This window comes from Neisseria sp. P0021.S007 (assembly GCF_051956855.1).
On record NZ_JBQCXA010000003.1, the window covers coordinates 163,525 to 187,670 of the forward strand.

Here is a 24,146-nt window from a genome sequence, read left to right on the forward strand (position 1 = left end):
GCCGTCTGAAAACTCTATTTCGATTGCTCATGAATCCGACCGCACAACGTATCAAATACCTGACCGACCTCCTCAACCGCTACGCCTACGAATACTACACCCTAGATGCGCCCAGCGTACCCGACGCCGAATACGACAAATTGTTCCGCGAGCTCGAGGCATTGGAGCGAAACTACCCCGAGTTCAAACTGCCCGACAGCCCGACCCAACGTGTCGGTGGCGAGCCTTTAGCAGGCTTTGCCGAAGTACGCCACGAAATACCGATGCTGTCACTGACCAACGCCTTTTCGCCACAAGACGAAAACGGCGTGTTTGACCATGCCGAAATGTACGCTTTTGATGAACGCGTTCGTGGCGGATTAAACGGAGAAAAACCAGAATACGTTATCGAACCTAAATTTGACGGTCTGGCCATCAGCCTGCTGTACCGCGACGGCGTATTGACTCAAGCAGCAACCCGTGGCGACGGCACCACAGGCGAAGACGTTACCCAAAACGTCAAAACCGTATCCAACATCCCCCTGCGCCTGCATGGAGAAAACATTCCCGAGCTTATCGAGATACGTGGCGAAGTACTGATGCTTAAAGCCGATTTTGCCGCCTTAAACGCACGACAGGCTGAAAACGGACAAAAACCTTTCGCCAATCCGCGCAATGCCGCCGCCGGCAGTCTGCGTCAACTCGATTCACGCATTACGGCACAGCGCAAACTGCATTTCTTCCCCTATTCCATCGCCCGACAACAAGGCGGTTTTGTCGCGGAAGAACACCTGCAAGAGTTGAGCTACTGTAAAGAGCTTGGCTTCAGCCTGCCTGACGGTAATTTCGGCTGTTTCAAAAATATTGACGAAGTATTGGCGTTTTACGAGCAAATGCAGCAAAAACGCCCTACTCTGCCGTACGAAATCGACGGTATGGTGGTCAAAGTCAATAGCTTGGCGCAACAAGAAAAACTGGGGTTTATCTCACGCGCACCGCGCTGGGCCATTGCCCACAAATTCCCTGCCGAAGAAGCATTGACCATTGTCGAAGCCATTGATGTACAAATCGGGCGCACCGGCGCAGTAACCCCCGTCGCCCGCCTGCAGCCTGTATTTGTCGGCGGCGTTACCGTTACCAACGCCACCCTGCACAATCAGGACGAAGTATCTCGAAAAGACGTGCGCGTTGGCGACACAGTTGTTGTGCGCCGCGCCGGAGACGTGATTCCCGAGGTGGTGCGCGTAATTTTTGAACGTCGCCCAATGCAGGAAACCAATATTTCCGTTTCAGACGGCCTGCAAGACGATTTGTTTGCCGAAACACCTTCTGAAACCCAAGCCGAACCGCTTCACAAACCCTACCACCTGCCCACCCATTGCCCTATCTGTCACAGCGAAATCGAACGCGAAGAAGGCGAAGCGGTTGCCCGATGCAGCGGCGGTATGCTTTGCCAAGCACAACGCGCACAAGGTTTAATCCACTTCGCCTCACGCAAAGCCATGGACATCGACGGACTTGGTCAAAAACAAATCGAGCAGCTTGTCGCCCAAGACCTCGTCCGCCATTTCGCCGACCTCTACCGCCTCGATATTCCGACCCTGCAAAAAATGAAGGAAACAGCGGATAAAGCGTCAGCTAGTGAAGAAGAACCATCAAACAGTGAAATTGGAGACTTTGAAGGCGAGACCGGCAATACTCTGCTTGCCAAAAACAATAAAAAACAGCCGACCAAATGGGCAGAAAACATCCTTGCAGGCATAGAAGCCAGCAAAACGCCTGAACTTGCGCGCTTCCTTTTTGCCCTCGGCATCCGTCACGTTGGCGAACGCACCGCCAAAACGCTGGCACAGGCATTCGGCACACTGGAAAACGTCCGCCATGCACCAGAACCCATCCTCGCCTGTCTGCCCGATATCGGCACGGTGGTTGCTCGCTCCATTGCCCACTTTTTTGCCCAAGAAGCGCAACAGGCGATGATCGACGAGCTACTGGCTGTAGGTGTTGCCCCACAAAGCCAGGCTGTCACTATCTCGCCGCTGCGCCATGCCGAGCCACAACGCTGGATTGCCCGCCTGCCTGATTTTAAAATCAGCGAAACCAAAGCACTGGCCTTGTGGGAACTTGCCGGACAAAACATAGAAGGTCTGCAAACTGACAAAGCATTACCTGCCGATTGGCAGACATGGCGCAGTAAACCGCAAAACGCAGCCCTGCTTGAAAATATGAAAACTTTCTTTGCTCAAACGCTGTCTAATCTTCAAGATGAAACTATTTTAGACGACATTAACGAGGCCATAGCAGGTAAAACCTTTGTATTGACAGGGACTTTACCCACGCTCAAACGTGACCAAGCCCAAGCCTTGATCGAAGCCGCAGGCGGTAAAGTTTCCGGCAGCGTATCCAAAAAAACCGACTACGTTGTCGCCGGAGAAGCTACAGGCAGTAAATTGGAAAAAGCCCAAGCTTTGGGCGTGGCCATATTAACCGAAGAAGAATTACTGGCGTTGCTGGGATAAGACAGTATCTATGACCAATTCTCCTTTTCAAACCGCCTGATACTTTATCATGTGGTATTATTGTTACATACGACTACATCTTTACACTTTTTGGGGTATAAACCCATAGTTAAAATAGGATAATAATATGAAACCCATTAAAAAATGCGTCTTTCCCGTTGCCGGTATGGGTACCCGTTTCTTGCCTGCGACCAAAGCCAGCCCCAAAGAAATGCTGCCTATCGTGGACAAACCTCTGATTCAATATGCAGTTGAAGAAGCGGTTGAAGCCGGCTGTACTGAAATGGTGTTCATCACCGGTCGTAACAAACGGAGTATCGAAGACCACTTCGACAAAGCATACGAGTTGGAAACCGAATTGGAATTGCGTCAAAAAGACAAACTGTTGGCGCACGTTCGCGATATCCTGCCTTCCAACATTACCTGCATGTACATCCGTCAAACTGAAGCATTGGGTTTGGGTCATGCCGTATTGTGCGCACAGGCTGCCGTTGGTAACGAGCCTTTCGCCGTTATTTTGGCAGACGATTTGATTGATGCGCCTAAAGGTGCATTGAAACAGATGGTTGATGTGTACAATCAAAGCGGTAACAGCGTTTTAGGCGTTGAAACCGTTGACCCTTCCCAAACAGGCTCTTACGGTATCGTTGAAGTTGAAAACCTGAAAAGCTATCAACGTGTAGTCAATATTGTTGAAAAACCAAAACCGGAAGAAGCGCCTTCCAATCTTGCTGTTGTCGGCCGCTACATCCTGACTCCGCGTATTTTTGACTTATTAACCAACCTGCCTCGCGGCGCCGGTAACGAAATCCAACTGACAGACGGTATTGCGCGCCTGCTCGACCATGAGTTTGTGTTGGCTCATGCATTTGATGGCAAACGCTACGACTGCGGCAGTAAATTGGGTTACCTTGAAGCAACCGTGGCTTACGGTTTGAAACACCATGAAACCGGCGAACAATTCAAAGAATTACTCAAGCAATACGCTTAAGCCCAGCCATTATAAAAAGGCCGTCTGAAATTTCAGACGGCCTTTTTCTACACTTATTTCTTCCAATATGCCGGAGTAAACAAAATTAAAACGGTAAAAATCTCCAAACGTCCCAATAACATCACCGCCGTACACAGCCACTTCTGTACATCGCTCAGCGCAGCGTAATTATGCGACGGACCAACTGCACCTAAACCCGGCCCTGCATTGGTAATACAAGCAATGACTGCCGTAAAGGCGGATAAAAAGTCCAAGCCTGCGGCCATCAGTAAAAAGCTGAATACGATGACCGTCATAAAGTAAATAAAGATGAACGACATGACGGTCAGCGCCATACGATCCGGAATGGAGCGATTGTTGACCTTTACCGTACGAACCGCACGCGGATGCAGCAAAATCAACATTTCGCGCAAGCTGAATTTAAACAACACCAAAGCACGCACGTTTTTAATACCGCCCCCCATAGAGCCTGAACTTGCCAATACGTTCGACAGGAAAAACATCCACAACGACACAATCAACGGCCATTGGGCAAAGTCTGCATTGGAGAAACCGCTTGCCAATCCGATGGACACAAAGTTGAAGCTGACAAAGCGCAAAGCTTCGCCAAGACTTTGATAAACGTCCTGCTGCCATAAATACAATGCCGAAATCAAAATACTGCCCGACAAAACCAGCAGCATGGTGCGGCATTCTTCATCTTTCCAATACACCTGCAAGGAGCGGTTGCCCAGCGCAGTAAAGTGGCTGGCGAAATTGATACCGCCCCAGACAGTAAAAAACATCAACGTCCATTCGACTGCTACAGAATTAAAATAGGCAACGCTGTCATCATGTGTCGAAAAACCGCCCAAGGCCACAGCCGACATCGCATGGCACAAGGCATCAAACCAGCCCATGCCGGCAATATGCAAGGATACAAAGGCGGCAGCAGTTGTCAGTGCATAAGCAAACCACAGCCGTTTGGCCACTTGCGAAATACGGGGAGCCATCTTGCTTTCCTTATCCATACCCGGAATTTCCGCTTTGAAAAGCTGCGTCCCCCCCACGCCCAACATCGGCAAAATCGCCACAGCCAGCACGATAATACCCATACCGCCAAGCCAGTTGAGCATGTGCCGCCAAAAGTTTACAGACGGCGCCAGCGTATCCAAGCCGGAAATCACTGTTGCCCCCGTTGTCGTCAGCCCCGACATCGCTTCAAAAAACGCATCGGTGAAACTCATGGACGGCATATAGAAATAAATCGGCATCGCCGCCACGACGGCAAAGGCCAGCCACAGCATCAATACCAGGGTAAATCCGTCACGCGGCCGCAATTCACGGTTGAAACGCAAAGTCAGCACCCAAGTTACACACGATACCAGCAATACAGTCAAAGCCGTATAGGCAAACACGAGAAACGCGCTGTCGTGATAAAAATACGACATCAGTGTCGGCACGGCCAACAGTAATGAAAACAACAGTCCCAGCTTGGACAATACATGGACAATCGGCATCACCTTGCTTACCGCACCGCCCAATCTGAAACCCTTATGCAGATACATCATATTCCTATCATCAGAAAACAAAATGTTTCAGACGGCCTCATAAAAAAGGCCGCCTGAAACCGCATATTTTATCAAAATGCCGCAATCCCGTGATAAAGAAAAACAAAAAACACTTGCCTGCTCTTTTTCTAGGAGTATAATGTTATACCATAACATTTACTGGAGAAAAAAATGAAATCCGATATCCACCCGGACAACTATCGTACCGTCCTGTTTTACGACAGCGGCGCAGACCAAGGATGGCTTATCCGTTCATGCGCCAATACCCACGGCAAAACCATGGTTTGGAAAGACGGCATAGAGTATCCCCTCTTTTCGCTTGATACCTCTTCCGCTTCCCACCCCGTGTACACAGGCAAACAACGCAATGTCAATATCGAAGGCCGCGCCAGCAAGTTCAACCAACGTTACCAATCCATGATGTCTTCCTTCAGAAAGGATAAATAATGCAAGTCCTCTCCTCCCTGAAAACTGCAAAAAAACGACACCGCGACTGTCAAATTGTCCGCCGAAAAGGCAAAGTGTACGTTATTTGCAAGAGCAACCCCCGCTTTAAAGCACGCCAGCGTTAAGTGGCCCAACCCATATTTCAATGTAACTCTCTGAATTTTCCGCACTTTCGTTTACCTCTAGCGCAAGTGCGGTTTTTTTTCAAACGGCATTAATCATTCATATCAAAACTACAAAAAATCCTGCCATACTCCCGGAAACAGGAAGAAAAAGTAAATAATGGTTATCCCTATTGTGAAGCCATAAAGATATTTATAACATGCCGCTACATTCTTCCTTCAACACTGACCATAGGAGTCAAAAATGAAAGTAAAAGCCCTGCTTGCAATTGCCGCCGCCATGAGCCTCGCTGCCTGTGCCGCACCCGAAGCCCATCAACATGACCATGGTCACCGTCACGAGCACAATCATGACCACGGCCGTACACACGATCATGATGCCCGTGTTCAATCATTCAGCTGCGAAAATGGCCTGTCTGTACAAATCCGAAACCTGAGCACCGATCAAGTTGAATTACGCCTTGACGACAAAGTTGCCACCCTGTCTTCTGCCGTTGCAGGTTCAGGCGAACGCTATGTTGCCAACCAAGGCTTGTTCGGTAAAGGCGCCGAATGGCATCAAAAAGGCAGCGAAGCATTCTTCGGCTTCACTGACCCATACGGCAACAAAGTAGAAACTTCTTGCTCTGCCCGCTAATTTCTACTTAGCAATAGAATAGCTGAAGGCCGTCTGAAAACTTGTTTCAGATGGCCTTTCATATTGGATAAAACGAAATTTCCGTTTAAGGATAAAATGCAAATATGAGGCTATTTGAAGGTTCAAAATACGTCCATACTCCACGGATAAGTAAGACCCTTTAAAAGGTATCTTCTCCGACAATGCATTATTTCAAAATCATTAAATATATATCTACCTTAATTTAAAACTTTTTCCAAGATTTCTTTAAGGTTTTCATCATCTTCATCCAAAATTAATTTTTCTGAAATATTATGAAGACAATGTTCCAAATCAATGGCTAAGGCTACTTGGTTTTGATAGGATAATTTTGGATAGAGTTCAAGTAAAACCCAATAAATGCATATACTATCATTTGAGTAAAAAATATTTGAAACGAATGGAAGTAATGTGTCTTGTCGTTCTACAAAGATTTCGACAATTTCACTAAAAACAGGAAAGTTCGCATCTCCCAACCATCCTGAGAGCCACTCCCCCATCTCAATTAATTCCTCATCGTTGCAGTCCTTAATTTTTTTGCAAGCCTTGATGTCAAACTTATCTTTAGGGCGCATAGGATACCTCATTGCTTTATTAAAGACTTACGAATACAGAATTGTAATGATTGATCTCAATTCTAGACAAATGATTATTCGTCATTCCTGTATCCTCAACAAATTTTCTCTGAAGTAAGAGTTATTTTGTGCAATTAAACTCCTACCCTGCAATAACTTGAAACCCTATCCTGCATTTTACCTAAATCACAAATCCCAATTACCCTTCAAAATCTATTCGCTATACAAAACAGATTCAATAAACAAAGGCCGTCTGAAAACCTATTACCAAAGTTTTCAGACGGCCTTTATCTTAGACCAAATAATTAAGCGTAATGTCTTTCTTCGCCTTTACCGTCAACGTTGTCGGCACAACGTTTACAGATGGTTTCATGGCCTGCAACTGCGCCCACATCGTGGGTATAGTGCCAGCAGCGTTCGCATTTTTCACCATCACTGGCTTTAGCGGTTACAGTAAGTTCATTACCTACTTTCACTTCAGCTTTAGACACCAGCAAAGCAAAACGCAATTCTTCGCCCAAAGTGTTCAGATAATCGGCAATTTCTTCCGGAGCCGTAATTTCGGTTTCGACTTGCAATGAAGAACCGACGGTTTTATCCGTACGCAAAGGCTCGATGGCGGCAGTTACTGCTTCGCGTGCTTCGCGGATTGCCGTCCATTTTTTCACCAATTCGGCTTCGGCTTTTTCATTGATGGATGGGAACTCATGCCAGGTGTGGAAGAGGACGCTGTCTTCTTCGCCGCCACCAATGATGTCCCATGCTTCCTCTCCGGTAAAGCACAAAATCGGCGCAATCAGCAGAACCAAACTGCGTGTGATGTGATACAGGGCTGTTTGCGCACTGCGGCGTGCATGGCTATCTGCTTTGGTGGTGTAGAGGCGGTCTTTCAGGATATCGAGGTAGAACGCGCCCAAGTCTTCCGAGCAGAAAGAAACAATGTCTTTTACGGCAAAGTGAAAGGCATAACGCGGATAGTAGTCGCCTGCCAGACGCTCTTGTAGCTGACGCGCCAATACCACGGCGTAGCGGTCGATTTCCACCATATCTGCCTGTTGCACGGCATCTTCAATAGGATTGAAGTCGCTGAGGTTGGCAAACAGGAAGCTCAAAGTGTTGCGGATACGACGGTAGCTTTCAGTAACGCGTTTGAGGATTTCTTTGGAAATCGCCAATTCACCGCTGTAATCGGTAGATGCCGCCCACAGACGCAGGATGTCCGCACCGAATTCATTGTAAACTTCTTGCGGTGCGACGACGTTGCCGATGGATTTCGACATTTTACGGCCATTTTGGTCAACCACGAAACCATGGGTCAGCAGCTGTTTGTATGGTGCACGACCCATGGATGAGGCGCAACCGGTCAACATAGAGGATTGGAACCAGCCGCGGTGTTGGTCGCTGCCTTCGAGGTAGAGGTCGGCAGGCCAGTCTAATTCTTCGCGCTGTTTCAAGACGGAATAATGGGTCGAGCCTGAGTCGAACCATACGTCCATGGTATCGGAAAGTTTGTCGTAATTTTCGCAATCTTCCGCGCTCAAGAGTTCGCTCTTATCAAGAGAGAACCATGCTTCGATGCCTTTTTCTTCGATGCGTTGTGCTACTTTCTCCAAAAGCTCAGCAGAGTTCGGATGCAGCTCACCGGTTTCTTTGTGAACAAAGAAGGTCATCGGCGTGCCCCAGTAGCGTTGGCGCGAAACCACCCAGTCAGGACGACCTTCAATCATGGCTTCCAAACGCGCACGACCCCATGACGGGAAGAATTCAGTGTCATCAACGGCTTTGATGGCTTTGTCGCGCAGGGTTTTACCGTCAGCACCTGCTTTGTCCATACCGACAAACCATTGGCCGGTCGCACGGTAAATCAACGGCGTTTTGTGGCGCCAGCAGTGGGCGTAGCTGTGTTCGATTTTACTGCTTGCCAAAAGGTTGCCGGTTTCTCCCAGCCATTGCAGGATGACGGGATTGGCTTCCCAAACGCTCATACCAGCGACACGAGGTGTTTCGCTGATGTATTTGCCTTCGGCGTTGACAGGGTTGTAAAGCTCGATACCGTATTTATTGCAGACAGCGTAGTCTTCCAGACCATGCGCAGGCGCAGTGTGCACCAAGCCGGTACCGGCGTCGGTGGTAACGTGTTCGCCGTTGAGCATGAGGATATCGCGTTCGAGGAACGGATGGTTCATGTGCAGGTTTTCCAGCTTGTCGCCGGTGGTTTCTGCCAATACTTTCAGGTCGTCTGAAGCGAAGCCGTAGCGTTTGAGCGCATCTTCTGCCAAATCTTTGGCCAACACCAATTTGCCTTTAGGCGTATCAATCAATTGATACACCACGTCTGCGCCAGCTGAAACAGCTTGGCTCGCAGGCAAAGTCCAAGGCGTGGTTGTCCAGATAACGGCAAACGCTTTGCCTTCGATGTCGGACAAACCGAATGCGGCGGCAAGCGCGGCATTGTCTTTAAACGGATAGGCAACGTCAATCGCAGGCGATACTTTGTCTTTGTATTCCACTTCTGCTTCCGCCAGTGAAGAGCCGCAGTCCAAGCAGAACTGAACCGGTTTCGCGCCGCGGTAGAGATAGCCGGATTTGTAGATTTCGCCGAGCATACGCACGGTATCGGCTTCGGTTTTGAAATCCATGGTCAGGTAAGGATTGTCCCAATCGCCCAACACACCCAAGCGGATAAAGTCTTTTTTCTGACGGGCAATCTGTTCGGCGGCGTATTCGCGGCACAATTCGCGGAAACGGGCTTTGGGCATGTCTTTGCCGTGCAGCTTCTCTACCATCACTTCGATGGGCAGGCCGTGGCAGTCCCAGCCCGGCACATAAGGCGCATCAAAACCGGCTTGGGTTTTGCTGCGGATAATAATGTCTTTGAGAATTTTATTGACGGCATGACCGATGTGGATGTCGCCGTTGGCATACGGAGGACCGTCGTGCAGAATAAATTTCGGACGGCCTTTGGCGATTTCACGCAGTTTTTGGTAGCGTTTTTGCTCGTACCAGCTTTTCAGCCATGCAGGCTCGCGCTTGGCAAGATTGCCGCGCATTGGAAACGGGCTCTCGAGCAGGTTTACGGTTTTACTGTAATCGGTCATTTTCTAATCTCTATTGTTGCGGTATTTCGGTTTCAGACGGCCTGATTGCTCATTTTAAAAAGAACAGGCCGTCTGAAAGAATTCAAAGGACTTATTGTAGCCCAATTGTCTTGATTTTATAAGCGTATAGAAGCGTTTCTATGGTTTCCAAACCTTTGCATCTTCCATATCTTGCAAAATTTGGGTTTTCAATGCTTCGATACTTTCAAATTTTTTCTCGTCACGCAGTTTGTGCAGGAAGCGGACGAAGATGCGCTGGCCGTACAAATCGCCGTTGAAATCGAACAGGTGGACTTCCAACTTTTGCGAACGGTTGTTGCTGACAGTGGGGTTAAAACCAAAGCTGGCCACGCCCCGGCGCGTACCGAATGCGCCGTCAGCTTCGACGACAAATACGCCGCTTAGCGCATAATGATACGGGGGAAGCTGGACGTTGGCGGTAGGCGAGTTGATGGTGCGGCCGAGTTTTTGCCCGTGCTTGACCTTGCCGCTTAACACGTAATCGTGCCCCAACAGTTTTTTGGCGTATTCCAACTTGCCGTCTGAAAGGGCTTGGCGGACGGCGGTACTGCTGGTGCGGATGTCTTCAACGATAACGGACGGTGTGCACTCGGTTTGCATATCAGGCTGTTGTGCCAAAAGTTCGAAACAGCCTTCCCGACCCGCACCGAAACGGAAATCATCGCCAATCAGCAGATAACGCGTATTGAGCGTTTTTCGCAAAAGCCGGTCGATAAACGTTTGTGCGCTCATCTCGGAGAAAGTTTGGTTAAAGCGCAAAACCCAAATGGCATCCACACAGCCGGTTTCACGCAAAAGGCGCAATTTAGTACGCAGCGGACTGATGCGGTAAGGCAGCTTTTTCCCGGCTTTACGCGCAAAAAACTCTTTGGGCTGAGGCTCAAAAATAACAACGACAACAGGCAGACCGCGCCGGTCTGCCTCTCGTTTGAGTTTTTGCAGGATATGTTTGTGCCCGAGGTGTACGCCGTCGAAGTTGCCAATGGTTACGGCGGCTCCTTGCGGAAATTGGGGCGGATGTCGCTGTCCAAGCCAGATGTTCATGGGTAGTTGGTAGTGTGTTTGAATAGGCGGCTATTGTAAACGTTATTGCCGTTTCAATAAACCTTAGGCCGCCTGAAACCAATAAATATATGCTTTCTGACGGCCCTAAGGTTTGTTAATACCTTACCACCACCAAGGATAACGGCCAAACGGATAACCCCAATCGTCGTAATAGCGATAGTAGCGGGCTTCGCGCAGCTGTTCTTGGGAAATATAGTTTTGCCATGCCATTTTGTAGCAGGCTTGGAACATCGGGTCGGAAACTTTGTCGATATATTTGAGGCGGAAGGCTTTTTGTTCCGCAGTTGCCACACCGGGTTTGCCTTCTTCGTCAAATTTGCGGCGGATCAGTGCGGCTGTTTCCTGATCGCATTGGGCGGCAAGATTGACTTGAAGATCCTGCTCATAGCGTTTCTGCGCTTGGGCGCGTGCGGCTTTTTGCTCGGGCGTGGTGGCGCAGGCGGCCAGCAATGCAACGGCGCCAAACAATAAGGTCAGACGGATAGGATTCATCGGATGTTTCCTTATGTTTATATCTTTCTATTAATGTACGCCCTCATTGTGTAATGGGCAAGTGTGGCAACTTGGGAACACTTTAGATTATTTGTTCTTATCGGCAGACAGTTGCATATAAAATACACCCTGTATGAATGTTTAACTCCAAACCCACTCGATGAACGCTGACAAACCGCCCCACTCCTACCGATTGCGCCACCACAGGCAACACACGCCGCCGTTTTGGCAGGCGGACCGCCCTTATCTGCACGAGCACAATATTTCCGATGCCCGTTTCAGACGGCTGGGCTATATCATGGCCTTTCTTGCCGGTGCGATTAATGCGGGGGGATTTTTTGCTTTTGCGCGCTATATTTCCCACGTAACCGGCTCCATGTCTCTTTTGGCTGATGTGCTGTATCTCCAAGACTGGTGGTCTGCCGCGGTGACTTTCATCAGCGTGTTGTGTTTTGTTGCCGGTGCCGCGCATTCGGGTTGGGTAATTTTATGGACGCAGCAGATGCGTTTCCGTGGCAGCTTTGGGTTTTCCATGTGGCTGGAAGCAGTTTATCTGTTGATATTCGGCTGGTTCGGTATTGCTGCGATGGAGTGGGATTTTGGCGGCTCTGATTTTATTATGCCGTCTTTAGCATTGTTTTTATTATGTTTTATTATGGGTATGCACAATACGGTTATCACGCTTCTTTCCGGCGGCGCCATCCGTTCCACCCACATGACCGGCACGGCGACCGACTTGGGCATTGAAATCTCACGCGCGCTTTATTACTCCAAACAGCATCATCCGCGCCTACCGCACGTCCGAGTTAACAAACCGAAAATGTGGCTTTTAAGCGGATTGATGCTGTCGTTTTTACTGGGCGGCGTGGTTGGCGCATGGGGTTATCATCTGGTCGGCCATCATTTCGCCCTGCCCGTTTCCGCCGTTTTGCTCATACTGGGTGCAGGTTCAGTGGGATACGATGTCAAGGTCAGATTGAAATGGGCATTCGTCAACTGGTATCGCCGCAAGCAGAAAAAACGGAAGAAACTGTAAAAAACTTTGCTTGTTATTTCGCGACAAAACGGCCAAACTGTCGGAGAAATGCAGAAATGCTTCAGAATTATGTTAACTGGCAAATATTTTCGTAATATCGGGTTAAACCCATTCTTTTGCGTTTCGGATATTGAGTATCATAAATCCGTAATGATCCACGCGGTTTTTATTCATTTTTTCAGACGGCCCGGGCCGTCATCTAATAAAGAGGATACGACATGAAATTCTTGAAACCCCTGACCGTTATTGCCACTGCAATTCCTTTGGCGCTCACCGGCTGTGTAACTGATCCTGTTACCGGCCAACAATCCGCCAGCAAAACCGCTATGTACGGTTTGGGCGGTGCGGCTGTTTGCGGCATCGTTGGTGCACTGACCCACGGCGGTAAAGGCGCGCGTAACTCCGCATTGGCTTGCGGTGCAGTAGGTGCGGGTATCGGCGGTTACATGGACTACCAAGAGAAAAAACTGCGTCAAAGCCTGGCCAACACCAACATCGAAGTTGAACGTCAAGGCAACCAAATCAAACTGGTTATGCCTGAAAACGTAACCTTCGCTACCGGCAGCGCCGCCCTGAGCGGCCATGCTCAAAGCGCCCTATCTGCCGCTGCGCAAACTTTGGTTCAATATCCTGACACCACTTTGACCATCAACGGCCACACCGACAACACCGGTAACGACGCCATCAACGAGCCATTGTCTCGCAACCGCGCCGAATCTGTTGCCACTTTCCTGCAATCCCGTGGCGTAAGCAGCACCCGTTTGAGCACTTTCGGTTACGGCTCCCGTCAACCAATCGCCTCCAACGCTACTGTTGAAGGCCGCGCACAAAACCGCCGCGTTGAAATCTTGATCAACCCTGACCAACGCGCCATTGATGCCGCTAAAAAACAAATGTAATCCGACATCTGTCCGATTCCCATACTTAAGGCCGTCTGAAATTTCAGACGGCCTTTTTCTTTGTAGATTTTGTTTGCAATTTCGCCTCCTCAATCCAACCCATCATAAAATTTATTCCTTTATTAACAAGACTTTTCAATTTTTTCTTTAAAAAAACTGTATTAATACTCTAATTTTTACACTAACTTAGAGTATAATTCCTAAAATTTTAAAAACACGCCTCATGCCGTCTGAAAAACGGCGGCGAAAAACACACTTATTTATATACACATCAGCCCGTTATCCAATCCATTTCATAGGATTTCAGACGGCACTATCCAGAATCTATGAAGGAGCATCCATGCAAAACAACTTTGACCCATTGATTATCCGTGGCAAATCACTGATCCCCGTCGTACAAGGCGGTATGGGTGTAGGCGTTTCCGCATCAAAACTCTCTAGCGCGGTTGCGCGCGAAAACGGCGTAGGTACCATCGCCAGCGTCGATTTGCGCCACTTGCACGAAGATTTGCTGGCTGAATCAAAAATCGATTCCAGCGAAGAAAAATACACCCGCCTCAACTGCATCGCGCTTGACCGTGAAATCAAAAAAGCCAAAGCCGATTCAGAAGGCAAAGGCATGATCGCCGTCAACGTCATGAAAGCCGTCAAAGACCATGCCGCCTACGTCCGTCAGGCCTGCGAATCCGGTGCAGACGCGATTGTAATGGGCGCAGGTTTACCTTTGGACTTGCCGGAAATGGCCGAGGGCTATCACAAAGATGTCGCCCTTTTCCCTATTTTGTCCGAATCACGCGGTATCAACATCGTTTTGAAACGTTGGATGAAAAAAGGCATCTTGCCCGATGCCATCGTTATCGAACACCCAGCCCACGCAGCCGGCCACTTGGGTGCGGCAACCGTTGACGGCGTGAACGATGCCAAATTCGAGTTCAAACGCGTTATTGAAGAAACGTTTGAAGTATTCAAAAACTTGGGCTTGGAAAGCGAAAAAATCCCGTTGGTACTCGCCGGCGGCATGGCAAACTTTGAAAAAGTCAAAACAGCCTTGAAAAACTGGGGCGCGTCCGCCGTTCAAATCGGTACCGCGTTTGCCGTGACCGAAGAAGGCGATGCCCACATCAACTTCAAGAAAACGCTGGCCGGTGCGGAAACCGAAAAAGTGGTTGAATTCATGTCTGTTGCCGGTTTGCCTGCACGCGGCGTGCGCACCAAATTCCTCGACAACTACATCAAACGCGAGGCCAAATTGCAAGCCAACGCCAAAAACGATCCGCGCCGTTGCACCCAAGGCCTGAACTGCCTGACCAGCTGCGGCTTGCGCGACGGTTTGGCCAAAGCCGGTCAATTCTGTATCGACATCCAACTTTCCGCCGCATTCCGCGGCGAGGTCGATAAAGGCCTGTTTTTCCGCGGCAAAGACCCATTGCCGTTTGGCAACGCCATCCGTACGGTTCAAGAAACCATTCATTATCTTTTGAACGGTTCCCTGCCCGTCGTCCCTGCCAAATAAACGCATCAATTTGTTTTGTGGATGTGCAGGCTGCTTTTCGTTTCTCAGGAACTCCGTTTTAACTTCGTTGAAGCTGCGCTTTCAGGTAGCCTTTTTAGGTTTCAGGCAGCCTGCATCACTCCGCCGCCGCAAACACCTCCTTCGCTACAAACACCGCATTCAGCACCTTCGGAAAACCCAAATACGGGATACATTGGATAAACGCCTCCACAATTTCATCGCGCGTCAGCCCCACGTTCAGCGAAGCGTGGATATGCACGCGCAACTGGTTTTCACAGCCGCCCTGCGCCGCCAGAGCCGCCAGCGTTACCAGCTCGCGCTGCCGCACATCAAGCTGCGGGCGCTGGTAAATCTCGCCAAACGCGAAACCAATGATGTATTTGCCCAAATCGGGCGAAATATCCGCCAACGCCTGCCTCACCTTGTCGCCCTGCTCGCCGTCGATTTCGTTCAGCTTCGCTAAGCCGCGTGCCATTAAATCCTGATGATTCAACATTTTTCGTCTCCATACTCAAATTTGCAAAATTGCACGGACAGGTTAAACTATCAAGCGCACTTTATAGCAAGGAGATTTGATGCAGACCAAGGAATTTGCCGCGCAAACGGGTTTGTCCGCCGCCACGCTGCGCTACTACGAGCAGGAAGGGCTGCTGCGCCCCGAACGAAACGCCAACGGCTACCGCGAATACGGTGCGCGCGATTTGGAATGGGTGGGTTTCATCCTTCGGCTGAAAGACATGGGCGTGCCGCTGGCGCAAATCAAGGAATACGCGCGGCTGCGGCATTTGGGCGATGAAACCGTCCCCGAACGTTACCGGATTTTGCAGGAACATCAGGCGGCTTTGAAACGCAAACGGCAGGAATTGGACGCTCATTGGGCGTTTTTGGAGCGGAAGCTGGCGTGGTATCGTGAGAAGATGGGCGGGCAGGGATAAGCAGCCTAAAAGCGTGAAAAGCAGCCTGCACATTTGGGAAAGCCCAAGTGCAGGCTGCTTTTGTGTTCCAACTTCGTTAAAGCTCGCGCTTTCAGACGGCCTTATCGGGGCGAGCGTCCCAAAACATAATTATTACAATTCACACGCCATGAATTGCTGAGCGCCCAGTGATAATCGATGATGATGTCTTCCGAATTGGTGAAAAAGGTGCGGTCGCTGTGCTGGCCGTAGCAGACGTTGCTGTAATAGTTGGTGATGACGGGACCGTTTTGACTGCATTCAAAAGGCCGTCTGAAAACATTTAAACCCTGTTTTCAGACGGCCTTTTTGTCCCAATCTATCTAAAAAATGCTAAGATTGTTGCCTTAATTTATCGGCAGAAACATCATGAACCCATTATTGAACCACCTCAAACCCTATCCTTTCGCCCGCCTGCGTGAAGCCATGCAAGGCATTGATGCACCCGAAGGTGTGACGCCCATTCATCTGCAAATCGGCGAGCCGAAACACCCGACGCCCAAAGTCATCACCGACGCGCTGACCACCTCCCTGCACGAACTGGAAAAATATCCGCTGACCGCTGGCCTGCCTGAACTGCGCCAAGCCTGCGCCGAATGGGTGGCCCGCCGTTATGATGGTTTGAGCCTCAATCCCGACAATGAAATCCTGCCCGTATTGGGCAGCCGGGAAGCTTTGTTCTCTTTTATCCAAACCGTTTTAAATCCGGCTTCAGACGGCCCCAAACCGGTCGTTATCAGCCCCAATCCTTTCTATCAAATTTACGAAGGCGCGACTATTTTGGGCGGCGGCGAAATCCATTTTGCCAACTGTCCTGCGCCCAGCTTCAACCCCGATTGGAGCAGCCTGCCTGAAGACGTATGGCAGCGCACCAAAGTCCTGATTGTCTGCTCGCCAAACAACCCGAGCGGCAGCGTCCTGCAATTAGAAGATTGGAAAGAAGTTTTTGATTTGCAAGACAAATACGGCTTCGTTATCGCCTCTGACGAATGCTATTCCGAAATCTATTTTGACGACAACAAACCGATCGGCGGCCTGCAGGCTGCGGCGCAATTAGGACGCGGTACACGCAACATTATTATGTTCACCAGCCTGTCCAAACGCTCCAACGTCCCCGGTTTGCGTTCCGGCTTTGTCGCAGGCGATGCCGAGTTGCTCAAAAACTTCCTGCTCTACCGCACCTACCACGGCAGCGCGATGAGCATTCCCGTCCAACGCGCCAGCATTGCCGCTTGGAACGATGAAGAACACGTCATCGACAACCGCCGCCTCTACCAAGAAAAATTCGACCGCGTCATCCCTATTTTGCAACAGGCATTCGATGTCAAACTGCCTGACGCGTCGTTCTACATTTGGCTGAAAGTTCCCGATGGCGACGACTTGGCATTTACGCGCAACCTGTGGCAGAAAGCCGCTATCCAAGTGTTGCCCGGCCGCTTCCTCGCCCGCGATACCGAACAAGGCAATCCGGGCGAAGGCTACGTCCGCATCGCTCTGGTTGCCGATGTGGAAAGCTGCGTCAAAGCGGCTGAAACCATGGTTGCTTTATACCGCCGATAAAACAAAGGCCGTCTGAAATTTCAGACGGCCTTTTTATTAAATAATCGGGTAATTTATATGGTGAAGTCCAGAAGGTAGAAATCTTCTTTGCCTACGCCGCACTCAGGGCATTTCCAGTCGTCGGGAATGTCTTCGAACTTGGTACCTGCCGGCAGGCCATGTTCGGGGTCGCCGACATCTTCATCGTAAATCCAGCCGCAAGGGCCGCACATATATTGAGCCATTTTGTATTCCTTCTATTTTAAAAAGGCCGTCTGAAACCGTATTTTCAGACGGCCTTTCGTGTGTTTTATTGTTGATATTTTGAATTTATTGAGCTGCTTCCAAAGCGGCGATTTCTTTACGCAGGTGTTTGATGGCCGGTGTTACGATGGCGACAAACATGGCCTCGCGGACGCGGCGTTGCGCCGGACTGCGCATCAGATAGCCTTTCGCGCCTGCATGCAATGCGGCAGATTGAGTGGCGTTCAGTGCCAACACAGCAGCCGCTTCACGCAGTTTCAAGGTTGCCAGCGTGTCAGGTTTATTGTTCCACGCATCATCGGCAAGGCGTTCGGTTTCCGCCCATGCGCCGTCCAACGCAGCTTTCAACTCATCGTAACTGTGGTCGAGGTATGAGTTCACTTCTGCGTTCACCACATTGGCCATGCGGATAATGCCGAGCGCACCGTCAATCACACCGGCGCCGATACCTATTTGCAGCAAGATGAAACCGGCTTTAATGGTCGGGATATAAGACTGGAACTGCTCAGGCGAAGCGATCACATCTTCATCGGGAATAAACACATCTTTAAAATTCAGGCTGTAAGTGCGCGTGCCTTCCAAACCGCAGAACTCAGGGCAATCTTGCAGGGTAACGCCTTCCCATTGACCGCCGGTGATAAACATCACATAGCTGTCGCCGATTTGGGCGGTATTTGCCCAAATGTGGTCTTCTCCGATATTGGATACCCAAGGCAAAGCACCGTTGATTTTGTAGCCGCCTTCGACGCGTTCGGCTTGCAGATTGTGTTTTTCGATACCGGCAAGGTGTTTGACGGTATTGGACATGCCCGTACCGGCCAAGACTTTGCCCTGCAGAATATCGGCCAAATATTTGGCTTTAACCGCTTGGTTGGGGGATTGATGCAGATACCACGCGCAAGCCGCCTGACACCATGCGCTGAACGAAGTGGCGCCGCATTCTTTACCGATTTCGCGCAATACGGCGATTTGCGTTGCCAAACCCAAACCGTTACCGCCCTCTTCAACCGTACCGGTTGCGGCAAAACCGCCGATTTTGCCCAATTCCAGCATAAATTCTTTCGGGTACAGGCCTTTGCGGTCGATGTCGTCCACCAATGGTTTCAGCTTGCTTTTAACGAGTTCGGCAACATTGTTCAGTAAAGCTTCGCGTGTCATGATTTTTTCCTCTGAATAAGGTTTGAAGCGTAGATGGTTCTACTCATGAATTATTCTTGGCAACAAGGATATCCTTGCTTTTTACTAAAAGGCCGTCTGAATTTTCAGACGGCCTTTGATGAGATTAGGCAAATGCCTGCAATTCAGGGTTGATTTCAGTTTTGGCAAGGTTGTTGACGTAGTTGCACAAGGTTGCCAAAGCAACGCCCATAACTACTTCAACGGCTTGCTGTTGGTTGTAACCGGCATCGAAGAATGCTTTCAGCTCGTCGTCGGATACTGCGCCTTTTTTCGCCATAACGGCTTGGGTGAATGTCGCCAAAGCACTCAGTTTGGCATCGTCAAACTCACCCGCAGCCAACGCGCGTGCGGCTTTGATGGATTGTTCGGACAACAGTTTTTTCAGGGTAGCCAGTTTGGTGTGGCCGGCAACGCAGAAACCGCATTCGTTGGTACGGGCGGCGATAATTTGGACAACTTCGACTTCGCCGTCAGTAAGGCTGTTGGCCGCATTCAGCTTGCCAACTTCTTGATAAAACGCCAAAGCTTCAGGCGCATTGGCCAAAACGCCGATCAGGTTAGGAATAAAGCCGTTGTTTTTCAATACGGCTTCAATGCGTGGTTTGGCGGCTTCAGGAGCGGTTTCGACTGTGTGTATGGTCAAGCGGGACATGTGTATAACCTTCTTATCTGGTGAAATGAAGTGCACATCATAAGCCATCCGTCTCCATCAGAAAAAGACTTATTGGTTATTTACCGCGAACCAAAAGTTATAAGGCCGTCTGAACGGATTCAGACGGCCTTATCAAATGATTCAACTCATTATTTCATAAAGTTTTTCAGTAGCATAGAAGCGATGTCGTCCAAGCCGAAGCCATCCGCATCTTGAGCCGTGCCGTTAGGCGTCGCTTTATCGACCAAGTCTGGCAACACTTTTGCCAACAAATCGCCTGCTTGGCCGGCATCCACGCCGAATTTTTGCGCGATTTGGTTCACGGTATCGCTGCCCAAAGCATTTTGCAGATCGCTGCCGGACACAGGCAGGTTGCTGGATTGGTTGGAAACCCAGCTGCTCAGAGCATCGCCCAAACCGCCTTGTTGCAGTTGGTTGATCAGGTTGCCCACGCCGTCTTGCTGTTTCACTAAATCCATCGCCATATCGGTCAGAGAACCTTGTGCGCCGTTTTCGTTGTTGCCACCCAACATTTGAGTAGCCGCATTCAAAAGATTGTCCATGAGTGCCATGACTTTTTCCTTGTATTTGTGTCTAAAAAAAGAAAACGGAGTGTAGCAAAATTTGTGCTGAAAAAATCAGGATTAACCAAACTAAACCTCTTTTATCTCAAAGCCGTAACAAAACAAAGGCCGTCTGAAACCCATTTTCAGACGGCCTTTATAATGAATAATACTATTCTTCGCGGCCATTGAAATACTCAGCCGCGCCACCTTCAAAAAAGCCTTGTAAAATTGCCTGCGCCGCCACTTGGTCAAGTACGGATTTTTGTTTTCGGCCAAATACTTGCGCTTCAGCAAGCAGGCTTTCCGCGTATAGGGAAGACATCCTTTCGTCCACCCAATAAACCGGCAAGTTAAAACGTCCGTGCAAACGGCGGCCAAATTTACGGCTCAAACGGGTCAGCTCATGCTCCGTGCCATCGGTATGCGTCGGCAGTCCGACCACAAAATACTTGGGTTGCCATTCTTTGACTAGCTTGGCAATGGCCTCAAATTTCTCATCATTGCTGTTGCCGGTTATCGTCGCCAGCGGATGGGTCATACCCAACTCAGCATCGCCCTGCGCCACGCCGATACGCGCCTCGCCGAAATCAAAAGCCAAAACCGTGCCTTTTGGTGCATCAGGCATGGCCGACTCCTGAAACCAAGGCGTTCGGATTGATGCCTAATTTTTCAAAAGCGGCGGCATAACGAAGCTCGTAAGGCACATCAAACAGAATATGCTCGTCCGCAGGGACGGTCAGCCAAACATTTTCTGCCAGCTCGCGCTCCAACTGCCCTTTACCCCATTTCGAATAACCAATGCTGATCAAAGCCTTGTCCACTGCACCTTCTTTAGACAAGTTTTCAATCACATCGCGCGAAGAAGTCAGCGCCACATTATCAGTTACCACCATGCTGTTTTGCCAGCGCCCGATCGGCGTATGCACGACATAGCCGCGCTCAATCTGAACCGGCCCGCCCATCATCACGTTTTCATGTTGCAGGCGCAACGGGATATTGCGGTCGGCGGCGGCGAAAATCATGTCCATGGTAATCGGCGAAGGCTTGTTGATGATGATGCCCAGCGCACCTTCTTCATCGTGTTCGCACACATAAATGACCGTATCCGTAAAAAACGGATCGTCCATATGAGGCATGGCAATCAGGAAATGGTTGGCTAAATTCATATTCTTCTTAATATCTATAAGCTGATTTTATTATTTTTGTCCGTCGGTAACCGGCGCATCCACCACGCACGCACCGTAAACTGCGCCGCCTGCCGGTACCGGCGTATCGGTTTTCGCATGGGCAAAACACGATACCGCGCTCAAAGAGTTTTTCGGCGAACCTTGAACGATTTTATCGCTGTACACCAAATAAGCGAAAGACTTACGTTTCGGATCGTAGTAGCGGATAATCTGTTGGCTCTTAAATGCTATGCTGGCACTGCGTTTGAACACTTGTCGCGGTTTCAAAACCGCAGCCTCGTTATAACGGATGACTTCCGCACTTTGCACACAGGAAACGGATGCGTCGCTGGCATCTTCTTCCAGATTGACCGTTTCTTTCAAACCGCCTTTTTTTGCGTACGAAATATAACAGGCAATCCCCTGCACATCAGGATCGTCAAAACCTTCCACTTCAATACGGTCGTTTTTACCCAGCATATGAAACACCGTACTGGCGCGTCCGATTTTATCGGTATTGTCACCGCAAGCCGCCAAAACCATGGCGCCCAACACTACTAATAAATATTTTTTCATAATATCCTGTCGATGCAGACTGTCAGTTTCCAGGCAGACTAAACCCCGTCCGCCCACTCTATCGTTACTATATAAGACCGTTCGTCCATATTGCAACCCGATATTATTTTCAGACGGCCTGACAGACAGTATAATCCGTCCTATTGTTCCTACTTTGATAGCAAGATCGAACCATGCGTTACAAACCCCTCATTCTCGCCCTGTTGCTCAGCTTCTCCCTGCCAACCTATGCTGCCAAAGACGCGCCGAAAGAAAAAGCGACCGCCGTCAAAAAAGCTGCGCCCGTGAAAAAAGAGAAAGAAGCCGCCAAGGCAGATGTCAAAAAAGAAACCCCAAAAAAACAAGCCGTAAAAGAAAAAGAGGAAGGCAAAAAAGCGGTTAAAGCCAAAGTATCCAAAGAGAAGGACACCGCCGACAAAAACGAACGCGCTTCAGACAAAAACAAACCGGCTAAAGCCACCGAGGCCGCGGCTGACAATAAAAAGGCCAACCGCAAAGCAGAAGAGCCTAAAGAAACAGCCAAAGACAAAAAAGCTGCAGCCGCAAAATCCGGCAAAGCCAAAGAACAAGACAAGAAACCTGTTGAAGATAAAAAAGACAGCAAAGCCAAAGAACCCGTAAAAAAAGCAGACCCTAAGGAAACCAAAGCCAAAGAGCCTGCTAAAAAAGTAGCTGAAGATAAAAAAGACGGCAAAAAAACCAAAGAGCCCGTAAAAAAAGCATCCGAAGACAAAAAGGCCGAAGCTAAAGAGTCCGCCAAAAAAGCTGTCGAAGACAAAAAAGACGCTAAAAAAGACACAAAAGCCAAAGAGCAAAACAAAAAAGCCGAGCCTAAAGTTGAGCCTAAAGTCGCTTCTTCAGCCGACAACGATTTCAAAGCAGCCGTAACTGCCGCCGCCAACGATATGGAAACCAAGAAATCCTTTGCCAAACGCAATGAGGGTTTCATTATCCATGTCAATGCCACGCTCAAACAGCTGCAACAAACACGCAACAACCTCTCCGGCATCAACCGCAAACAACGCGACGCTTGGGAAAAATTCCAAAAACTCAATGCCGATGCCAACCAGTTAAAAGCCGAAGTTTCCAACACACGCGCCCAAATTTCGCGCTTTGTGTCCGGCAACTATAAAAACAGTCAGCCCAACGCGGTCGCCCTCTTTCTGAAAAACGCCGATGCCGGTCAAAAAACCCGCTTCCTGCGTTACACACGTTATATCAACAACGCCAACGACCAAGTTATGAGAGACTTGGAAAAACAACAGAAAGAGCTGGCGGCGCAAGAACAAAAAATCAACAATGAATTGGCTTACCTGAAAAAACTGCAAGCCAATATCCAAGCTTCGTTGCGTCAACAAGGCGTGACCAATACCGCCGAACAAGCCGAAAGCCGCCGTCAAAACGCGCAAATGGCCAAAGAAGCGCAAAAGAAAATCAACCACAGAGAAAACGAGCAGCGCCTCAATAATCTCTTGAAAGATTTGGAAAAACGCAAAGCCGAGCAACGCAAAGCCGAAGCCGAAGCGCGTAAAAAAGCCGCCGAAGCCCGTTTGGCCGCCGCTGAAAAAGCACGCAAAGAGCAGGCTGCCGCCCAACAAAAAGCCGAAGCCGAACGCGCCGCCATGTCTACGCTGACTGACGAAGACATGAAACTGCAAGCCCCGAACACCCAAGGCTTGACCGTCAGCAACGCCAACAGCTTCAGCCGTATGCAAGGCCGTCTGAAAAAACCAGTTAACGGTACATTGGCAGGCCTGTTCGGTCAAGACCGCGGCGATGGCGAAGTTTGGAAAGGCGTGTTCTACAATACCATTCCTGCTCCGGTCAGCAGCATTGCCTCAGGCACGGTTACTTTTGCCGGCGAGCTTGAAGGCTACGGCAAAGTAGTCGTCCTCGACCACGGCGACGGCTATGTCAGCATTTACTCCGGCCTGAACGAAATCGACATCTCCCAAAACTACGCCGTCAATGCCGGCAGCAAAATCGGCACCAGCGGCACTTTGCCGTCGGGCGAAACCGGCCTTTACCTTGAAGTCCGCTACAACGGACAAGTCATGAATCCGCTTTCATGGATTAACTGATGTTTCAGACGGCCTGAGTGAATTTTCCCCTTCAGGCCGTCTGAATTTTCATCATAAACTACAATAAAACACGATTTTCACGCCTGTTCAGCACATTAAACAACAAACTTTTACCTTAAACTTATTGTTCCAAGCGTTTAAATCACATAAAGTCAACGGGTTCAGAGAAAACAAAAACCACTTTGCTTACCGTACACAAAAAGAAAGT

Annotated in this window: 24 protein-coding genes; 11 read left to right on the forward strand and 13 right to left on the reverse strand. The window is 49.4% G+C overall.

Annotated features, from left to right (window positions below; all coding sequences use genetic code 11):
• Positions 1 to 29: 29 nt before the first annotated feature.
• Together ligA and galU are read left to right on the forward strand one after the other, a co-directional pair.
• Positions 30 to 2,498, forward strand: coding sequence for an NAD-dependent DNA ligase LigA (gene ligA, locus ACTHUR_RS06145; protein WP_440361186.1), 2,469 nt, complete (start codon positions 30 to 32; stop codon positions 2,496 to 2,498).
• Positions 2,499 to 2,625: 127 nt separating this feature from the next.
• Positions 2,626 to 3,489: a UTP--glucose-1-phosphate uridylyltransferase GalU gene (gene galU / locus ACTHUR_RS06150; protein WP_049336474.1), complete on the forward strand. Its 864-nt coding sequence runs from the start codon at positions 2,626 to 2,628 to the stop codon at positions 3,487 to 3,489.
• A gap of 53 nt (positions 3,490 to 3,542) precedes the next feature.
• On the opposite strand, the gene ACTHUR_RS06155 is transcribed toward galU, so the two are convergent.
• Entirely contained in the window at positions 3,543 to 5,039 is a 1,497-nt protein-coding gene (locus ACTHUR_RS06155) for a TrkH family potassium uptake protein (RefSeq protein ID WP_070608141.1), read from the reverse strand.
• A 171-nt stretch (positions 5,040 to 5,210) separates the two neighbouring features.
• On the opposite strand from ACTHUR_RS06155, the gene ACTHUR_RS06160 reads away from it, so the two are divergent.
• The 3 genes from ACTHUR_RS06160 to ACTHUR_RS06170 all read left to right on the forward strand — a co-directional run bounded on the left by ACTHUR_RS06160 (position 5,211) and on the right by ACTHUR_RS06170 (position 6,245).
• Positions 5,211 to 5,486, forward strand: a complete 276-nt coding sequence (locus tag ACTHUR_RS06160; RefSeq protein WP_004520108.1) for a type B 50S ribosomal protein L31 — start codon at positions 5,211 to 5,213, stop codon at positions 5,484 to 5,486.
• Positions 5,486 to 5,611, forward strand: coding sequence for a type B 50S ribosomal protein L36 (gene ykgO, locus ACTHUR_RS06165; protein WP_003685279.1), 126 nt, complete (start codon positions 5,486 to 5,488; stop codon positions 5,609 to 5,611). The genes ACTHUR_RS06160 and ykgO overlap by 1 nt, the downstream gene beginning before the upstream one ends.
• Before the next feature lie 241 nt (positions 5,612 to 5,852).
• Positions 5,853 to 6,245, forward strand: coding sequence for an MliC family protein (locus ACTHUR_RS06170; protein WP_004520107.1), 393 nt, complete (start codon positions 5,853 to 5,855; stop codon positions 6,243 to 6,245).
• Between the two features lie 218 nt (positions 6,246 to 6,463).
• Here the strand turns inward: ACTHUR_RS06170 and ACTHUR_RS06175 are convergent, their stop codons facing one another.
• The 4 genes from ACTHUR_RS06175 to ACTHUR_RS06190 form a co-directional block, all read right to left on the reverse strand.
• Entirely contained in the window at positions 6,464 to 6,838 is a 375-nt protein-coding gene (locus ACTHUR_RS06175; protein ID WP_004520105.1) for a DUF5071 domain-containing protein, read from the reverse strand.
• Between the two features lie 305 nt (positions 6,839 to 7,143).
• On the reverse strand, positions 7,144 to 9,936 hold the full coding sequence (gene ileS, locus ACTHUR_RS06180) for an isoleucine--tRNA ligase (RefSeq protein WP_004520103.1): 2,793 nt from the start codon (positions 9,934 to 9,936) through the stop codon (positions 7,144 to 7,146).
• Positions 9,937 to 10,074: 138 nt separating this feature from the next.
• On the reverse strand, positions 10,075 to 11,001 hold the full coding sequence (gene ribF / locus ACTHUR_RS06185; protein WP_004520102.1) for a bifunctional riboflavin kinase/FAD synthetase: 927 nt from the start codon (positions 10,999 to 11,001) through the stop codon (positions 10,075 to 10,077).
• Between the two features lie 123 nt (positions 11,002 to 11,124).
• On the reverse strand, positions 11,125 to 11,514 hold the full coding sequence (locus ACTHUR_RS06190; protein ID WP_004520101.1) for a hypothetical protein: 390 nt from the start codon (positions 11,512 to 11,514) through the stop codon (positions 11,125 to 11,127).
• Positions 11,515 to 11,674: 160 nt separating this feature from the next.
• Between ACTHUR_RS06190 and ACTHUR_RS06195 the strand changes: the two genes are divergently transcribed.
• The 3 genes from ACTHUR_RS06195 to ACTHUR_RS06205 all read left to right on the forward strand — a co-directional run bounded on the left by ACTHUR_RS06195 (position 11,675) and on the right by ACTHUR_RS06205 (position 14,962).
• The gene (locus ACTHUR_RS06195) at positions 11,675 to 12,550 is read left to right on the forward strand and encodes a YoaK family protein (RefSeq protein WP_003747306.1); all 876 of its coding nucleotides are present in this window, start codon (positions 11,675 to 11,677) and stop codon (positions 12,548 to 12,550) included.
• 218 nt (positions 12,551 to 12,768) lie between these two features.
• Positions 12,769 to 13,449 (forward strand): OmpA family protein, encoded by a 681-nt coding sequence (locus tag ACTHUR_RS06200; RefSeq protein WP_004520099.1) that lies wholly within the window; start codon positions 12,769 to 12,771, stop codon positions 13,447 to 13,449.
• Between the two features lie 340 nt (positions 13,450 to 13,789).
• Positions 13,790 to 14,962 carry an NAD(P)H-dependent flavin oxidoreductase gene (locus ACTHUR_RS06205; RefSeq protein ID WP_004520097.1) on the forward strand — a complete coding sequence of 391 codons (1,173 nt, stop codon included), beginning with the start codon at positions 13,790 to 13,792 and terminating at the stop codon, positions 14,960 to 14,962.
• Positions 14,963 to 15,077: 115 nt separating this feature from the next.
• Here ACTHUR_RS06205 and ACTHUR_RS06210 read toward each other — a convergent pair whose 3' ends face one another.
• Positions 15,078 to 15,458 (reverse strand): carboxymuconolactone decarboxylase family protein, encoded by a 381-nt coding sequence (locus ACTHUR_RS06210; RefSeq protein ID WP_004520096.1) that lies wholly within the window; start codon positions 15,456 to 15,458, stop codon positions 15,078 to 15,080.
• 79 nt (positions 15,459 to 15,537) lie between these two features.
• Between ACTHUR_RS06210 and ACTHUR_RS06215 the strand changes: the two genes are divergently transcribed.
• Both ACTHUR_RS06215 and dapC read left to right on the forward strand, forming a co-directional pair.
• Entirely contained in the window at positions 15,538 to 15,897 is a 360-nt protein-coding gene (locus ACTHUR_RS06215) for a MerR family transcriptional regulator (RefSeq protein WP_004520095.1), read from the forward strand.
• A gap of 387 nt (positions 15,898 to 16,284) precedes the next feature.
• Positions 16,285 to 17,475 carry a succinyldiaminopimelate transaminase gene (gene dapC, locus ACTHUR_RS06220; RefSeq protein WP_004520092.1) on the forward strand — a complete coding sequence of 397 codons (1,191 nt, stop codon included), beginning with the start codon at positions 16,285 to 16,287 and terminating at the stop codon, positions 17,473 to 17,475.
• Positions 17,476 to 17,528: 53 nt separating this feature from the next.
• Here dapC and ACTHUR_RS06225 read toward each other — a convergent pair whose 3' ends face one another.
• The 7 genes from ACTHUR_RS06225 to ACTHUR_RS06255 all read right to left on the reverse strand — a co-directional run bounded on the left by ACTHUR_RS06225 (position 17,529) and on the right by ACTHUR_RS06255 (position 21,857).
• Positions 17,529 to 17,699 carry a rubredoxin gene (locus ACTHUR_RS06225; RefSeq protein WP_003747315.1) on the reverse strand — a complete coding sequence of 57 codons (171 nt, stop codon included), beginning with the start codon at positions 17,697 to 17,699 and terminating at the stop codon, positions 17,529 to 17,531.
• A gap of 85 nt (positions 17,700 to 17,784) precedes the next feature.
• Entirely contained in the window at positions 17,785 to 18,876 is a 1,092-nt protein-coding gene (locus ACTHUR_RS06230; protein WP_049336464.1) for an acyl-CoA dehydrogenase family protein, read from the reverse strand.
• Positions 18,877 to 19,000: 124 nt separating this feature from the next.
• Positions 19,001 to 19,549, reverse strand: coding sequence for a carboxymuconolactone decarboxylase family protein (locus ACTHUR_RS06235; protein ID WP_039862234.1), 549 nt, complete (start codon positions 19,547 to 19,549; stop codon positions 19,001 to 19,003).
• A gap of 149 nt (positions 19,550 to 19,698) precedes the next feature.
• A complete protein-coding gene (locus tag ACTHUR_RS06240; RefSeq protein WP_070695494.1) occupies positions 19,699 to 20,121 on the reverse strand; it encodes a YidB family protein in 423 nt (140 codons plus the stop codon).
• Between the two features lie 163 nt (positions 20,122 to 20,284).
• A complete protein-coding gene (gene ruvX / locus ACTHUR_RS06245) occupies positions 20,285 to 20,740 on the reverse strand; it encodes a Holliday junction resolvase RuvX (RefSeq protein WP_004520086.1) in 456 nt (151 codons plus the stop codon).
• The gene (locus tag ACTHUR_RS06250; protein WP_004520085.1) at positions 20,733 to 21,281 is read right to left on the reverse strand and encodes a YqgE/AlgH family protein; all 549 of its coding nucleotides are present in this window, start codon (positions 21,279 to 21,281) and stop codon (positions 20,733 to 20,735) included. The genes ruvX and ACTHUR_RS06250 overlap by 8 nt, the downstream gene beginning before the upstream one ends.
• Before the next feature lie 30 nt (positions 21,282 to 21,311).
• Positions 21,312 to 21,857 (reverse strand): CreA family protein, encoded by a 546-nt coding sequence (locus tag ACTHUR_RS06255; RefSeq protein WP_070695492.1) that lies wholly within the window; start codon positions 21,855 to 21,857, stop codon positions 21,312 to 21,314.
• Positions 21,858 to 22,030: 173 nt separating this feature from the next.
• Between ACTHUR_RS06255 and ACTHUR_RS06260 the strand changes: the two genes are divergently transcribed.
• Entirely contained in the window at positions 22,031 to 23,938 is a 1,908-nt protein-coding gene (locus ACTHUR_RS06260) for a murein hydrolase activator EnvC family protein (protein ID WP_070695489.1), read from the forward strand.
• Positions 23,939 to 24,146: the final 208 nt, after the last annotated feature.